This window comes from Streptacidiphilus pinicola (genome assembly GCF_003258295.1).
GTDB lineage: Bacteria > Actinomycetota > Actinomycetes > Streptomycetales > Streptomycetaceae > Streptacidiphilus > Streptacidiphilus pinicola.
Genome location: NZ_QKYN01000093.1, coordinates 28,330 through 43,833, shown reverse-complemented (window position 1 = coordinate 43,833; position 15,504 = coordinate 28,330). Strand labels below are relative to the sequence as shown.

11 protein-coding genes are annotated in these 15,504 nt (G+C 72.2%); 5 read left to right on the top strand and 6 right to left on the bottom strand.

The window, feature by feature from the left end; translation table 11 throughout:
• The 3 genes from DN069_RS23695 to DN069_RS23685 all read right to left on the bottom strand — a co-directional run.
• Nucleotides 1–1,080 (bottom strand): DUF222 domain-containing protein (locus DN069_RS23695; RefSeq protein ID WP_165845612.1); only part of this gene is annotated, 1,080 nt, incomplete at its 3' end.
• Between the two features lie 81 nt (nucleotides 1,081–1,161).
• Nucleotides 1,162–2,418, bottom strand: coding sequence for an MFS transporter (locus DN069_RS23690; RefSeq protein WP_111504024.1), 1,257 nt, complete (start codon nucleotides 2,416–2,418; stop codon nucleotides 1,162–1,164).
• Nucleotides 2,419–2,605: 187 nt separating this feature from the next.
• Complete coding sequence (locus DN069_RS23685) at nucleotides 2,606–3,043, bottom strand: MarR family winged helix-turn-helix transcriptional regulator (RefSeq protein WP_111504022.1); 438 nt, start codon at nucleotides 3,041–3,043, stop codon at nucleotides 2,606–2,608.
• Nucleotides 3,044–3,173: 130 nt separating this feature from the next.
• On the opposite strand from DN069_RS23685, the gene DN069_RS23680 reads away from it, so the two are divergent.
• Both DN069_RS23680 and DN069_RS23675 read left to right on the top strand, forming a co-directional pair.
• Nucleotides 3,174–4,400, top strand: coding sequence for an amidase domain-containing protein (locus DN069_RS23680; RefSeq protein WP_243639646.1), 1,227 nt, complete (start codon nucleotides 3,174–3,176; stop codon nucleotides 4,398–4,400).
• 103 nt (nucleotides 4,401–4,503) lie between these two features.
• The gene (locus tag DN069_RS23675) at nucleotides 4,504–4,803 is read left to right on the top strand and encodes a PadR family transcriptional regulator (protein WP_111504018.1); all 300 of its coding nucleotides are present in this window, start codon (nucleotides 4,504–4,506) and stop codon (nucleotides 4,801–4,803) included.
• A gap of 193 nt (nucleotides 4,804–4,996) precedes the next feature.
• On the opposite strand, the gene DN069_RS23670 is transcribed toward DN069_RS23675, so the two are convergent.
• Nucleotides 4,997–6,457, bottom strand: coding sequence for an NCS2 family permease (locus DN069_RS23670; RefSeq protein WP_111504016.1), 1,461 nt, complete (start codon nucleotides 6,455–6,457; stop codon nucleotides 4,997–4,999).
• A gap of 132 nt (nucleotides 6,458–6,589) precedes the next feature.
• Between DN069_RS23670 and DN069_RS23665 the strand changes: the two genes are divergently transcribed.
• From DN069_RS23665 to DN069_RS23655, 3 genes are read left to right on the top strand one after another with little or no spacing between them, the layout of a single operon-like run.
• On the top strand, nucleotides 6,590–6,856 hold the full coding sequence (locus DN069_RS23665; RefSeq protein ID WP_243639650.1) for a DUF2530 domain-containing protein: 267 nt from the start codon (nucleotides 6,590–6,592) through the stop codon (nucleotides 6,854–6,856).
• 19 nt (nucleotides 6,857–6,875) lie between these two features.
• On the top strand, nucleotides 6,876–9,275 hold the full coding sequence (locus DN069_RS23660) for an HAD-IC family P-type ATPase (RefSeq protein WP_111504014.1): 2,400 nt from the start codon (nucleotides 6,876–6,878) through the stop codon (nucleotides 9,273–9,275).
• Nucleotides 9,276–9,317: 42 nt separating this feature from the next.
• A complete protein-coding gene (locus DN069_RS23655; RefSeq protein WP_243639645.1) occupies nucleotides 9,318–10,808 on the top strand; it encodes a DUF2079 domain-containing protein in 1,491 nt (496 codons plus the stop codon).
• A 21-nt stretch (nucleotides 10,809–10,829) separates the two neighbouring features.
• Here the strand turns inward: DN069_RS23655 and DN069_RS23650 are convergent, their stop codons facing one another.
• Nucleotides 10,830–14,189: a sacsin N-terminal ATP-binding-like domain-containing protein gene (locus DN069_RS23650; RefSeq protein ID WP_111504012.1), complete on the bottom strand. Its 3,360-nt coding sequence runs from the start codon at nucleotides 14,187–14,189 to the stop codon at nucleotides 10,830–10,832.
• Between the two features lie 156 nt (nucleotides 14,190–14,345).
• Nucleotides 14,346–15,503: a c-type cytochrome biogenesis protein CcsB gene (ccsB, locus tag DN069_RS23645; protein WP_243639648.1), complete on the bottom strand. Its 1,158-nt coding sequence runs from the start codon at nucleotides 15,501–15,503 to the stop codon at nucleotides 14,346–14,348.
• Nucleotide 15,504: the final 1 nt, after the last annotated feature.

The following is a 15,504-nucleotide window of genomic DNA, read 5'->3' as shown; positions in this document are numbered from 1 at the left end:
TGCCCGGCTCACCCCGCCCTCGTCGTCGTCCTCGTGCTCGTCGAGGGCGGGGTGAGCCGGGCACACCGTGGCCCGCAACGCGTCCAGGTCCGCGATCAACGTCAGGTGCGGCCGCTGCCCGCCCGTCACCGGCAACGCCCCACACCCGAGCGCGAGATCGGTGACCACGCCCAGCGCGTCACCCATCCGCTCCGCATGCGTCCGCGACTCCCCCTCGACCGGAGTACCCATCGCCGCCTCCAACGCGGTGCGCAGCTTCTCCCCCACCAGCGGCGACAACTCCCCCGACACCACCCAGAACGGATCCGACGTCGTCCCGGTCTGCGACAGCCTCACCCACGACTGGAACGGCCTCGCCGCCCGCCCGCCGCCCACACCCTCGCTGTCACGCTCGGGAACCAGATGGGCATGCAACTGCCGGGCGGCCTGACGCACCTGGGCCAAGTGCAGCCGCGGCGCGTGCTCCACCATCAACACCGCGGCCTCCGCCCGCGCCCGCGGATCATCGACCGGCGCGAGCTCGCGCGCGAGCACCTCCCCCTGGTCCGCCGACAACACCCCCGCCGCCTGCGCATCACGCACCACCGGCAACCGGTCCAACTCCCGCGCCAACACCACCAACCGATTCGCCCGCCCCTGGGACATCTGCGCATGCGTACGCAGGAAACCCTTCGTCGAACGCGACCGCACCGCCAACGCCCCACCCATACGGTCGAACACCGCCAACCGACGCAACTTCTCCGCCGCCAGCCGCTCCTCCAACCGCTCCAACGCCAACAACTGCTCCGCCTGAAAATGCGGACCCGCAGCCACCAACGCCTCATCACCCTCACCGGCCAACCCAGCCAACAAGGCAAGCACCACCGACGGCAACGTCCGCAACACATCAACAACAGAAGCAGCAGAAGCCGAAGCAGCAGGAGAAGACGAAGAAGGGGAGGAGGAAAGAGAGCGGGATGACTGGCGAGAGGAAACCGGGGTCAGCGGATCAGCCAGAAAAGCATCCCCGAGCGAGGCAAAACCCCCACCCATGGACGCCTCTCCACCTTCACAACCGCCCCCGAACATCGAGGCGTCCATAGAACAAGTTTGACACCTCATCCCCTCCCCGTCATCACTCACAAGAGTGAAAACCCCCAGCTCAGACGGGATGTGATCACATCAGCGCGGCACCAGCGCCAGCACGCGCCCCTCCTGGCCGAACCCGTGCGCCAGGTCCAGCTGGAGCCGCAGGTTGCCGATCCGGGCCAGCACCAGACCGATCAGCCCCGCCGCGCCGGCCGAGACCAGACCGCACGCCATCAGGCCCACCCGCGGCCCGTACTGCTGCGTCAGCCAGCCCACGACCGGCGCGCCCAGCGGCGTCCCGCCGGCGAAGACCATCATGAACAGGCTCATCACCCGTCCGCGCATCTCCGGCGCGGTGCGCAGCTGAACGAGCGCGTTGGCCGCCGTGTTGAACGTCAGGCCGAGCAGGCCGACCAGGGTCAGCAGCACCGCGAAGGCCCAGAAGTCCGGCGCCAGGCCGGCCAGCGCCTCCAGCAGACCGAAGCCGAGGGCCGCCGCGACCAGCAGGCGCAGCCGGGGCCGGGAGCGGCGCGCGGCGAGCAGCGCGCCGACCAGGGAGCCGACGGCCAACGCGGTGTTGAGCAGACCGTACTGGCCGGGTCCGACATGGAAGACCGAGTACGCGAAGCCCGAGAGCACCGTCGGGAAGTTGAAGCCGAAGGTGCCGATGAAGCCGATCAGCACGATCGGCCAGATCAGGTCGGGGCGCTCGCCGACGTAGCGCAGGCCCTCGCGCAGCTGGCCCTTCTCGCGCGGGAGTCGGGGCTGGCGGCGCAGCTCGCTGCCGCGCATCGCCATCAGGCCGAGGATCACCGCGCCGAAGGACAACGCGTTGACCGCGAAGGCCCACCCGGCGCCGACGGCGGCCATCAGCGCACCCGCGATGGCGGGGCCGACGAGACGTGCGGTCTGGAAGTTGGCCGAGTTGAGACTGACGGCGTTGGCCAGGTCGGCCTTGCCGACCATCTCCACCACGAAGGTCTGCCGGGCGGGGTTGTCCACGACCGTCACCAGGCCGAGCAGGAAGGCGAACACGTAGATGTGCTCGGGCCGGACGACCCCGGCGAGGGTCAGCGCGGCCAGGCCGGCCGCGAGCAGGCCCATGGCGCCCTGGGTGGCCATCAGCAGCTTCCGCTTCGGGAAGCGGTCGGCGATGACGCCGCCGAACAGGCCGAACAGCAGCACCGGCAGGAACTGCATGGCCGTGGTGATGCCCACGGCGAAGGCGCTGCCCGTGAGACTGAGCACCAGCCAGTCCTGGGCGATGCGGGAGATCCAGGTGCCCGAGTTGGACACGACCTGTCCCGCGAAGAAGTAGCGGTAGTTGCGGTTGTGCAGGGCGGAGAACATGCCTCCGCGCTTGGCGCCTGTTGAGGCGTTACTGCCTATGGAGTTGTTGTGGATCGTCTTGGCTTCGGTTGTCTCAGGCTCTCCGTGCGACGAATGCAAGGCTTCGTGTCCCCTGTGCGGTTGTGTTTCTGTTCTCTCTCCTCCGTATGCCTGAGTGCCGAATCCGACGGTGCGGTGTCGCCGTGGTTCAGAGTTGCGCGAGCTTCTCGAGGACGGGCGCGGCGGCGCGCAGGACGGCCCGCTCCTCCTCGGTCAGACCCGAAGTGAGCTGGGCCAGCCAGGCGTCACGCTTGGCTCGACTCTGGTCGAGAATGCTCTCGGCCTGCTCGGTGCTGCTGACGACCACCTGCCGGCGGTCCTGGGGGTGCGGCTCGCGCCGCACCAGGCCCTTCTCCTCCAGCATCGCGATGATCCTCGTCATCGACGGCGGCTGCACATGCTCGCGCCGGGCGAGCTCCCCCGGGGTGGCGCTCCCGCAGCGCGCGAGCGTGGCCAGGACCTGCATCTCGGTGGGTGTGAGTGACTCCTCCACCCGCTGATGGCGCAGCCGCCGAGCCAGTCGCATCACCGCGGAACGCAGGGTGGCGATCGCGACGTCGTCCGTCGGCTCCGGCAACTCAGACATGATAGTTACCCTAGCTCATTACCTTTGCTAAAGAAAATGAGATTCCCCATGTGACCCCTGTGACTCGCGCAACAGTGCGACGATGCCGATGCCCGGATCACCACAGGTCGGGCAAGGGAGGGGAACCCACGTGAAACGAAGCATCCGGCGCGCCGCCGCAGGCGCCGCACTGACGGCGGCCTTGGCCGCCACTGCCATCCCGACCGCCTCCGCCGCGGAGTCCGCCCCGGGCCGCGCCGCCACCGCGACGCCCGCCACCGTCGCCGCGTTCGGGCGCCTCGCCGAGGCCGTGCTGGCGCAGCGCACCGCGGCATTGGTGGACCACCGCCAGGCGCGTACGCCGCTGGCCGCCCTCACCGCGGACGCGCGCGCAGGCGTCGGGCTCGCGGCGGCGGAGGCGCGCAGCGAGAACGCCGTGGACGCCTCGCTGCAGACGCGCCGCGCGCGGCTACGGGCCGCCGGGGAGGCGTACCGCGCGGGCAGCACCGCGGTGACGGTGGACCGGGTGCGGATCAGCGGCCACCGGGCGGACGTGCTGGTCACCGAGACCACGACACTGACGTACGAGAAGCTGCGCGGCGACGAGCCCCCGACGACCGGGTTCCAGGCGCAGCACGAGGCGACGTTCGTCGCGACGCCCGAGGGTCACTGGCAGCTGACCGGCCTCACCGACCTCGACACCGCCCCGGGCGGCCCCGGGGTCCCGCAGGTCAACGAGCCCACCCCGACGGGCTTCGACACCCCCGCGCCGGCCGCGGCCCACCTCGCCGTCCACGTCGACTCCCCGCTCGCCAAGCTGACCGACCCGCCGCAGGCGACGGCCGCGAGCACCGCATGGCCGGCCGCGCCCCGCCCGAAGCCCGCGAAGTCCGGCACAAACGACTACACCGCGATGGCCGCGTACGCGGAGACCTACTGGAGCCACTACAACCCGGCCTACCGGCAGTTCAACGGCGCCGGCGGGGACTGCACCAACTTCATCAGCCAGTCCCTCAAGGCGGGCGGCTGGCAGTTCGCCTCCGGCTGGGCCTCGGACTACGACCACACCTGGTGGTACAGCGCGACCAACCCGGCGACGCAGAGCTGGTCCTGGAACGGTGTGAACGAGTGGTCCTGGTATGCCCTGTCGAGCCGGCGCGTCACGAACCTCCCGGACGTCTACCAGCTCGGCGTCGGCGACATCCTGCAGATGGACTTCGACCGCGACGGCTCGAAGGACCACTCCATGATCGTCACTTATCGGAGCGGGTCCGGCATGCCGTACGTGACGTACCACTCCACCAACACCCTGAACCGCTCGGTGGCCAGCCTGGTCTCCGTCTACCCGGACGCGTACTACTACGCCTACCGGACCTGACGCTCCGTCGGCCACGGCCTGTTTGCGCCCCGCCGCGTAGTACTCGTCGCGTAGTAGTCTGCAGGCGCTGACGCTCACGCGACATGCGCGAGGAGAACAACGCATGCAGGCCAACGACGCCCAGACGCTGGTGCTCTGTGCGCTCGCCAACGGGCCGCTGCACGGGTATGCGATCAACACCGCCATCGAAGGGCTGACCGGTCAGCGCCTCGGCCCCGGCAGCCTCTACGGCGCGCTGACGCGACTCGAGGCCAAGGGACTGATCGAGCCCCTCGACGAGGTCGAGCGCACCCGGCCCGTGCAGCTGACCCCCAGGGGCCGCGAGGTGCTGGAACAGGAGCTGCGCTCCATGGCCCGCGTCGCGGCGGCGGGGCTACGGGGGCTCGGCGTGAACCCGGCATGAGCGGCGGGCGCGAGGGCCGCCGGACCCGGGTCGTGGTCGGGCCTGGTGGCGAGCGCCGTCGGGATGTGGCTGCACCCGGTCAGGGCCACACGGCACTCGTCCAGCCGTGCCCGCCCCGCCCCGGCAAGGGTCGGCGCCCCTCGCTCAAGCTCCGCCCAGGAGGCCATCCGCGCCTCGGTTCACCGGCCGGGACTCACTGCCCGATGCCCAGTGCTGGCATCAGGTAGTAGAAGGTGAACACTGCCGCCACCACGTACAGCGGGATCGGCACCTCACGCCAGCGCCCGGTGGCGATGCGCAGGATGCAGAAGATGATGAAACCGATCCCGATCCCGTTGGTGATCGAGTAGGTGAACGGCATGATCACCATGGTCAGGAACGACGGGATGGCGATCGTGAAGTCCGCCCAGTCGATCTGGCCGATGCCGCTGGCCATGATCAGGAAGCCGACGACCAGGAGGGCCGGGGTGGCCGCCTGGCTGGGGACCATGGTGGCCAGCGGGGTGAGGAAGAGGGCGGCGACGAAGAAGAGGCCGGTGACGACGGAGGCGAGGCCGGTGCGGGCGCCCTCGCCGACGCCGGTGGTGGACTCGGCGAAGCAGGTGCCGGCGGAGCTGGAGGTGGCGCCGCCGGTGAGGGTCGCGATGCCGTCGATCATCAGCACCTTGTTCATGCCCGGGAGGTTGCCCTGCTTGTCGAGGAGGTGGGCTTCCTCGGCGACGCCGAGGACGGTGCCCATGGCGTCGAAGAAGCAGGACAGCAGCACGGTGAAGACGAACAGAATGCCGGTCAGCACGCCGACCTGACTGAAGCCGCCGAAGAGGGAGACCTTGCCGAGCAGGCCGAAGTCCGGGGCCGCGACGAGGTTGTGCGGCAGGGCCGGGACGGTGAGGCCCCAGCTCGCGGCGGGGATGGTGGCGACCTTGTCGACGATCATCGCGAAGACGGTGGCGGCCACGATGGAGATCAGGATCGCGCCCGGGACCTTGCGGACCAGCAGGATCAGCGTGAGCAGGGCGCCGAGGACGAAGACCAGGGTGGGCCAGCCGTTGAGGTGGCCGTTGCCGCCGAGCTGGATCGGGACGGTGGTGTGGGCGGCGTCCGGGATGCGGGTGACGAAACCGCCGTCGACCAGGCCGATCAGGGCGATGAAGAGGCCGATGCCGATGGCGATGGCCTTGCGGAGGCTGAGCGGCACCGCGGCCATGACGCGCTCGCGCAGGCCGGTGGCGACCAGCACCATGATGGCGATGCCGGCCAGGATGACCATGCCCATCGCGTCCGGCCAGGTCATCTTCGGGGCGAGCTGCAGCGCGACGACGCTGTTGACACCGAGGCCGGCCGCGAGCGCGATCGGGACGTTGGCGAAGACGCCCATCAGCAACGTCGTGAAGCCGGCGGTGAGAACCGTCGCCGTGACCAACTGACCGCTGCTCAGGTGGTGGCCGAATTTGTCGGTCGCCGAGGACAGGATGATCGGGTTCAGCACGATGATGTAGGCCATCGCGAAGAACGTCGCGGCGCCGCCGCGGATCTCGCGGCCGAAGCTGGAGCCCCGCTCGGAGATCTTGAAGAACCGGTCCAGCCCGTTGCGGGGCGTCTGGGGGCCGGGATCGGGGGGCGAGGTCGTGGCGGGAGCGGCCGACGAGGTCATGAAGAAGATCCTGGTTCGAGCGGGAGTTCGAGCGCGTCCAGTATCAAATAAACAAAAAGCTTTAGCCATCTGCGCGCGTAGACTGTGCAAAGCTCTAAAGAAAGTGCGTCACGGTACGCTCAGCCTGTGAAGATGCCCGGCCTGATGAAGCGGACCGCCAAGCTGCCCTCGGCGCCTCCGATGGAGGCGAACGACGTCGCCATCGTGACCGGCGGCACGGTGCTGTGGCTGATCGGGTTCCTGGTGCTGCTGCCCTTCCACTCCTCCATGGCAGCGCACGGGCGCGGCGACTGGCAGTGGATCTGTCTGGCCGGCTTCGGGCTCGGGCTGATCGGCATCTGGTACTGCCGCGCCCGGCGCGACGCGATCCGGCGCGCCCAGCAGGCGCGGGAGGAGTAGCCAACCTAGGGTCGGCCGTATGACCAGCACGCTGCCGACCCTCACCGGACTGACCGACGCCGAGGTGGCGCAGCGGGTGGCCGCGGGGCAGGTGAACGACGTTCCGCTGCGGTCCAGCCGGAGCACCGCCGAGATCGTCCGGTCCAACGTCTTCACCCGGTTCAACGCGATCATCGGCACGCTGTTCGTCGTGATCCTGGTGGTCGGGCCGATCCAGGACGCGCTGTTCGGCTTCATCATCGTCGCCAACACCGGCATCGGGATCATCCAGGAGCTGCGGGCCAAGCAGACCCTGGACAACCTGGCCGTGATCGGCGAGGCGAAGCCCCGGGTGCGGCGCGGCGGGAGCACGCTGGCGATCAGCAACAGCGAGATCGTGCTGGGCGACCTGGTCGAGCTGGGGTCCGGCGACAAGATCACCGTCGACGGCGAGGTGGCCGAGGCCGAGGGTCTGGAGATCGACGAGTCGCTGCTGACCGGCGAGGCGGACCCGGTGCACAAGAAGCCGGGTGACCCGGTGCTCTCGGGCAGCTTCGTGGTGGCCGGCGGCGGGGCGTTCACGACGACGAAGGTGGGGCGCGAGGCCTACGCCGCCCAGCTGGCGGAGGAGGCCAGCCGGTTCACCCTGGTCGAGTCGGAGCTGCGCAGCGGCATCAACACGATCCTGCGCTTCATCACCTACCTGCTGATCCCGACCGCGATCGGGCTGATCCTCAGCCAGCTGTACGTCTCCGGCAGCGACATCCGCGAGGCGGTCCGCCGGATGGTGGCGGGGATCGTGCCGATGGTGCCGGAGGGTCTGGTGCTGCTGACCTCCGTGGCCTTCGCGATCGGCGTGGTCCGGCTGGGGCGGCGTCAGTGCCTGGTGCAGGAGCTGCCCGCGATCGAGGGGCTGGCCCGGGTCGACACGGTCTGCCTCGACAAGACCGGCACGCTGACCGAGGGCGGCATGGACGTCGAGGAGCTGCGCGTCCTCGACGGTGCGTGGCGAGAGGAGGTCGAGCGGGCGCTGGGCGCGCTCGGCACGGCGGACGCGCGTCCCAACGCGAGCCTGCAGGCGATCATCGACGCCTACCCGGCCGCGTCGGGGTCGGGCTGGCAGGTGGTGGAGGCCGCGGCGTTCTCGTCGGCACGCAAGTGGTCGGGCGCGGAGCTCCGGGACGGGTCCGGCGCGGTGGCGACGTGGCTGCTCGGCGCGCCGGACGTGCTGCTGCCCGCCGGGAGCCCGGCCCTGGCGGAGGTCGACGGGCTCGGCGCGCAGGGCCTGCGGGTGCTGCTGCTGGCGCGGACACCGACGCCGCTGGACGCGCCGGACCCGGCGCTCGGCCTCGCACCGCAGGCGCTGGTGGTGCTGCGGCAGCGGGTCCGGCCCGACGCGGCGGACACGCTGCGGTACTTCGGGCGGCAGGACGTCGCCGCCAAGGTGATCTCCGGCGACAACGCGCTGTCGGTCGGCGCGGTCGCGGGCTCGCTCGGGTTGCCGGGCGCGCAGGACCCGATGGACGCGCGGCAGCTGCCGAAGCCCGGCTCGGAGCCCGAAAAGCTGGCGGACGCGGTGGAGCACCACTCCGTCTTCGGGCGGGTGACGCCGCAGCAGAAGCGGGACATGGTCGCGGCGCTGCAGTCGCGCGGGCACCACGTCGCGATGACCGGTGACGGCGTCAACGACGTGCTGGCGCTGAAGGACGCGGACATCGGCGTGGCGATGGGCTCGGGCAGCGAGGCGACACGGGCGGTGGCCCAGATCGTGCTGCTGGACAACCGCTTCTCCACGCTGCCGGTGGTGGTCGCCGAGGGCCGGCGGGTGATCGGCAACATCGAGCGGGTCGCCAACCTGTTCCTGGTCAAGACGGTCTACGCGGTGCTGCTGGCGCTGGCGACGATCGTCTGCCGGGTGCCGTACCCGTTCCTGCCGCGGCACTCGACGGTGCTGAGCGGGCTGACCATCGGCATCCCGGCGTTCTTCCTGGCGCTGGCGCCGAACAACGAGCGCGCGCGGCCGGGCTTCGTGCGGCGGGTGCTGCGCTTCGCGATCCCGGCGGGCGTGATCGCGGGCGCGGCGGCGTTCACCTCCTACCTGCTGGCGCGCGCGAACCACGCGACCGGGCAGGTGGCGGACACCTCGACGGCGACGCTGACGCTGTTCATCGTGGCGCTGTGGGTGCTGGCGATCATCGCCCGGCCGTACGCGCTGTGGAAGCTGGCCCTGGTGGCGCTGATGGGCCTGGGATTCGTGCTGGTGATGACGGTGCCGTGGGCGCAGGACTTCTTCCAGCTGCATCTGGAGGGCTGGCGCGACCCGTGGACGGGCGTGCTGGTCGCGGTGGTGGCCGGGGTGCTGCTGGAGATCGTCTGGCGGTGGATCAACATCGGTCTGCCGCAGCTGCCGAGCGTCCGCAGCCGGCGTCCGTCCGACTAGTCGCCCTTCACCGGGAGGGGGCGGCCCGGTACCGTGCGGCGGGTGACTCAGGGAGCCGCCGCGGCCGGCCGCGCGTCAACCGGGATCCCCGCCCAGCGGGGCACCGGCTTCGGCATCGGTATCGGCAGCGGCGTCGGGCAGGTGCGGCACCGGCTGGTGGCCAAGCGGGCCACCTGGCCCTACCTGCTGCTCGGGCTGCTGTTCTGCGCGGTCTACTCCGTCATCGAGCTGAGCCGCTACCTGCACGACGGCGCGATGTCCTGGGACACGGCCATCTTCGTCGAGGAGGTGCGCCAGTACGCCGACTTCCACGCCCCGATCGTGCACATCAAGGGGGCGGACGCGAACATCCTGGGCGACCACTTCAGCCCGATCGTGGCGCTGCTGGCCCCGCTGTGGTGGCTGTTCCCCTCGACGGTGACGCTGCTGCTGGCGCAGTCCGTGCTGTTCGCCGGCTCGGTGACGGTGGTCGCGGCCACCGCCGGACGGTTCCTGGGCCGCACCAAGGGGATCTGCCTGGGCGTGGCCTACGGGCTGTCCTGGGGGATCCAACGGGCCGTCGACTTCGACTTCCACGAGATCTGCTTCGCCGTCCCGATCCTGGCGGTGGTGCTGCGCAACGTGCTGCTGCGGAGATTCCACCGGGCGGCCTTCTGGGCGCTGCCGCTGACGCTGGTCAAGGAGGACCTGGGCGTCACCGTGGTCGCGGTCGGGCTGCTGCTGTTCCTGCTGCGCGAGCGGGCGCTCGGGGTGATGCTGGCGATCTTCGGGGCGGGCATGACGGCGCTGACGGTGTGGGGCGTGATTCCGCACTTCAGCTCGACGGCTGCGTACGCCTACCGGGACAAGCTGCCCGGCGGAGCCTTTGCGCACCTGCTGACGGGCCTGCTCAGCCCGGCCGACGTCAAGCTGTCGACGCTCGGGATGCTGCTGGGGATCACCGGCTTCCTGGCGCTGCGTTCGCCGCTGCTGCTGGTGGCCCTGCCGACGCTGGGGTGGCGCTTCGTCTCGGTGGACCGGGACTACTGGGGCACCGGGTGGCACTACAACGCGGTGCTGATGCCGGTGCTGTTCCTGGCCCTCGTCGACGCGGTCCGGCGGTTGCGCGAGCGCGAGGACGCGCCGGGGTGGCTGCGCGCCTACGCCGAGCGCGGCGTCGTTCCGGCGGTGACGGCCGTCGCGCTGACGCTGTGCGCGACGCTGACGCTGCCGGCGGCGACGGTGCTGCGGCCGTCGACGTACGCGTCGACGCCGCGCAGCGACGCGATCTCGCGCGCGCTGGCGCTGGTGCCGGACGGGGCGGTGGTGGAGTCCAACATCACCGCGATGCCGCGGCTCGCCTCGCGCACCGACCTGTACTGGCTGGGCGGTTCGCCGGCCCCGCCGCAGTACCTGGTCGTGGACCTGTCCTACGGCTGGTCGCCGGCGCCGCCCGTCGACCTCCCGGCCTACGCCGCGCAGCTGCACCCGGGGCACAGCTACCGGCTGCTGAGCGACGAGATGCAGTTCGCGGTGCTGGAACTGACCGACTGAACCGGCGGACCCAGCTGCGGCTCAGCCCTCGAAGTCCCGTGCGGCGCTGAGCTCGTAGGCGCGGTCCGGGTCCCCGAGCAGGGCCAGCACCTCGAAGCGGCGTTGCCAGGCGCCGGCCGCCCAGGCGAGACCCGCGGCGAGGCCCTCCGGGGTGGCGGCGTGCAGGGTGCCGAAGGGGACGACGGTGGCGAACTCGTCCGAGGCGTCGGCGGGTTGCTCGCCCTCCGGCAGGGCCGGGGCCTCGCTGTCCGCGTCCCAGCGCCAGCCGACGGGGGCCTCCTCGCCGTCGGGGCCGACGACGAGCAGCTCCTCGTGCTCCTCGTAGACCGCGGGGCAGCCGGGCAGGAGTTCGCGGATCTCCTCCGGGACGGCGCGGACGGTGCCCTCGGTCAGCACCCGGCCACCCGCGATCTCGCTGGCCAGCGAGACGTGCAGGCGCTCGGCCAGTGCCGGCGCGAGCGCGGGGGCGACCGTGAGCAGCGGGAAGTCGTCCAGCAGCTGCACCAGGTCGGGGGCGTCGGCGACGACCGCGTCGGCGACGTCGACGATGACCGTGTGCGCGGGGCGCCGGTGGGTGGCCGGGTCGAGCGGCGGGAGGGCGCGGACCTCGTCCGGCAGCGGGATGCGGTCGAGCGGGACCGTCGCCAGCGCGGTGTAGATGCCGTGCAGCTGACGGTGCGCCACGGGGCGTTCCGCGTCGGCGAGGCGGTCGAGGACGTCGTCGGGGCCGTCCGGGTCCTCCAGCAGCGCGGCGAGCGTGGTGCGCACGCCGAGGGCGTGCAGGAAGGTCTCGTCGAGCTCGGTGCGGGCCTCGTCGTAGAGGCCGCGCAGCAGCTTGTCGCCGCCCGCGGCGCGCAGGCCGGCGGGGGCGCGGCCGTCGAGGACGGGGTGGTCGCGCAGCCACCAGGCGGCGTAGGGGACGACCTCGGCGGTTCGGCCGTCGGGCAGCAGCAGGCGGACCCGGTCCACCACGGCGCTGCGCAGCGGCGGCTGGGCGAGCAGGGCGAGGGCCTGCGGCCAGGCGTCGTCGGCGACGAGGTCGAGGTCGCGCACCGCGAGCAGCTCGGCGGCGACGGGCGGTACGGCGGGGACGCCGGGCGGCAGGTCGTCCCCCGCGCCGCCCAGGACGAGCTCGGTGACGTCCTCGGCCCAGTCGGCGAGGCCGTCGGGGGCCTCGTCGAGCAGGGCGGCGGGCTCGCCGCCGAGCGCACGGTCGGCCGGGGCGGTCGGGTCGAAGCGCTCCAGGTCGTCCGGGTCGAGGACGGCCTCCTCGGCGCGGAGCAGGCCGAAGCTGTGGGCGACGCCGACGGCGCGCAGCACGTCCGTGCCCCAGCGCTCGACCAGCTCCTCGTCGATGAAGACGGCGTCGTCCTCGTGTGCGACGGCGGCCAGGGGGCTGCCGGGCAGCACGAGTTCACCGGCCGGGGTCCACTCGCCCTCCTCGTCGGTGAGCGCGAGGCGGGCCAGCCACGGGTGCTGACCAGCCGTCAGTTCGCCCTCGGCCAGCGCGGATCGCACGACGCGGAGGACGGCGTCGGCGAGCTCCTCGGCCTCCTCCTCGTCGTCGAGCTCGGCGGAGCGGGCGACGGCGGCGCGCAGCTCGGGGGTGTCCAGCACGCCGGCGGGGGTGGCGACGCCCGCGCCGAGCTTCTCCAGCAGCGGGTGGGCGGCGTCGGGGTGGGCCAGGCGCAGGCCGAGGACCTCCAGGTCCTCGGCGCGGACCGGGCCCTCCTCCCCCACTGGCACAAGCACGCGGCGCGGGCCGCGCACCATCCGGCCGTCGGCGAGCGGAACGGGCAGCGCGCCGAGCGCCTCCGGGTCGGCGCCGGCGAGGGAGCCGTAGAGGTTGCGCCACCACTCGGGCTCACGGTCGAGGTTGGCGAGCTGGTCGACGGTCTCGGCCAGCGCGACGCGGCGCACCTCCAGGGCGCGCAGCTCCTGACGGCGCTCCAGCCCGGCGGGCAGCAGGCCGGGCAGGACGGTGGCGAGGGCGCGCACGACTTCGGCGTCGGCGCCCTCCAGCAGCAGCGCGTCGCGCGGACGCAGCGCGGTCTCGCCATCGACGGCGGCCGCGTCGCCCTGCTCGCTCGGCTCGCCCGCGTCGCCCGCCTCCGGCAAGCTGTGCTGGTCTTGTCCCGCCTCCGGCAGGAAGGGCGTCTCGGGCAGGCGGGCGAGGATGGCGCGGCGGAGCTTGGCGTCCAGTTCGCCCTTGCCGAGGAGGGCGGGGACGAGGCGGAGCGAGCCGAGGCTCGCGCCGCGGCGGCGGACCAGCTCGGCGTAGGCGTCGGCGGCCTGCTCGACGAGGAAGTCGGTGAGCGGGCCGGGCGCGACGTGGCGGCGGGTGGAGTCGAGCGGGAAGCTCGCGATCAGCAGCGCGGGCAGGCCGAGCGGCTCGTCGCTGGGGGTGGGCGCGTGCAGGTAGGCGCTGCGGACGCGGACCGGGTCACCCGCGTCGTCGACGGGGACGGCCCAGGTGAGGGACCAGTACGGGCGGTGGCGCTCCTCGGTGGTCCGGTCGGCGAGCAGCGCGGCGTCGAGCGCGCCGCTGCGGCCGAGCACCTGCCAGCGCGTCTCGCTCTCGTCGTCGGCGATGACGACCTCGTCCGCGGACCCGCTCGGGTGGCGGGCGAGGGTGCGGGCGCCGTCCTCGGTCTCGATGACCACCTCGGTGAGGCCCGGGAGAGCCAGCAGCAGGGCGTCGTCGGTGTCGTCGAGGAGACGGCGGGTCAGGTCCTCGGCGGCGGCGTCGCGCAGCGGCAGCAGGACGACGGTGTCGTAGCCGGCGGGCGGGGTGCCCTCGGCGGGCAGCGGCAGGCGCAGCAGCGGGACGTGGCCCTCGCGGCGGCGCAGCTCCTCGGCGAGGCCCGGCTCGGCCCCGGCCCGCTCCGCCGCCTCGGCGGCCAGCTGGCGCGCCTCGGCCAGGGACCAGCGGACGCCGCCCGGCAGACCGATCACGCTCGGTTCGTCGGTGATCGACAGCACGGCGGAGAAGCCGACGCCGAAGCGGCCGACCGAACCGGTGTCGCGCTGCTCGCGCTTGGAGGAGGCGCGCAGCGTGGAGAGCGACTCGACGCCCTCGGCGTCCAGGTGCGCGCCGGTGTTGGCGGCGGCCAGCACCCCGCCGCGCAGGGTCAGCCGGAGGCGGCCCGGGACACCGGCGCGCCGGGCGGCGTCGGCGGCGTTCTGGGCGAGCTCGACGACGAGGCGGTCGCGGTAGCCGCCCAGCGCGAGCTCCTCCTCGGCGTTGGCGTCCTCGCGGAAGCGGGCGGGCGCGGCGGCCCACGCGTCCAGCACCCGTCGGCGCAGTGCGGCGGTGCCGAAGGGGTCGACGCCCTCGGTGCCGTCCGTGCCGTACGCGTCCGTCGACGTCCTGGCGGTCATAGCCGTCCTCCCGGTCCCCTGAAGCCTGGCAGAAGCCACGGCGGAAGCCGCGGCTACCAGCCTGCGCCGCATTCTGCCTGGTGCGGGTGACAGGGACGAAAACGGGACGCCGGGTGTGTCCCGGCGTCCCGTCCCGTCAGTGCCCGAAGGAGTGCCTCAGATACCGGCGTAGCTGTGCTTGCCGTTGATGAAGATGCTCACGCCGTAGGCGTTGAACAGGTAGCAGGCGAAGGCGATGAAGACCAGGATCGCCGCCTTGCGGCCCTTCCACCCGGCGGTGGCGCGGGCATGCAGGTAGCAGGCGTAGGCGACCCAGGTGATGAACGCCCACGTCTCGGTCGGGTCCCACTCCCAGTAGTGGCCCCAGGCGGCCTCGGCCCAGATCGCGCCCGCGATGATGGTGAAGGTCCACAGCGGGAAGACGAAGGCGTTGATCCGGTAGGACCACTTGTCGAGCGTGGCCGCGGCGGGCAGCCGCTCGAACACGTCCGACCACCAACCGCCCCGCTTGACGAGGTCCTTGGCCTTGCGGGACTCGTAGACGTCCTTGGCGACGAAGAGCATCGCGGCGACCGCGCCCGCGTAGAGGGCGCCGCCGCAGACCATCGCCCCGGAGACGTGGATCCACAGCCAGTACGAGTGCAGCGCCGGGACCAGCTGCTCGGAGTCGACGTAGAAGACGGAGACGGCGAGACCGAGACCGAGCACCGAGCCGAAGGTGACCGGCAGGCCCATCCAGCGCACGTTCTTGCCCGCCGCGAGCAGCACGACGAAGAGCAGCGAGGCGACCATGGTGACCGCGACGGTGAACTCGTAGAGGTTGCCCCACGGCGGGCGGTGCGCGGAGATGCCGCGGGTGACGACCGCGCACAGGTCGAGCAGCGCGGCGAGCGTGGTCAGCGAGACGGCGATGCGGCCGAAGCGGTCCGCGCCCTCGTCGCCTCCGGAGGCACCTACGCCGTCGACGGGCGGGGCCGCGTCGCCGCGGGTGACCACGTCGACCTTGCCGGCCTTGGCGGCGACGGTGCGGGTCAGCGTGGTGGTGCCACCGCCCGCGCCGGTCACCTTGACGGCGACGGTCGGTGCGGTGCGCGCGGCCGCCCCCTCCGCCTCAGCGTCGGCGACGGCCTGGCCGAGCGAGGCGCCGGCCTTCGCCGCGAGCGCGGCGGACTGCCGCGCGACGCGGCTGCGACCGCCGAAGGTCCACTCGAACGTGTAGGCCAGGAAGGCCAGCAGGAACACCGCCATCGCGGAGTAGACCAGGATGTTGGAGATATTGGCGAACTTGGTGTCGATCGCCGCCTGGGCGAGGATC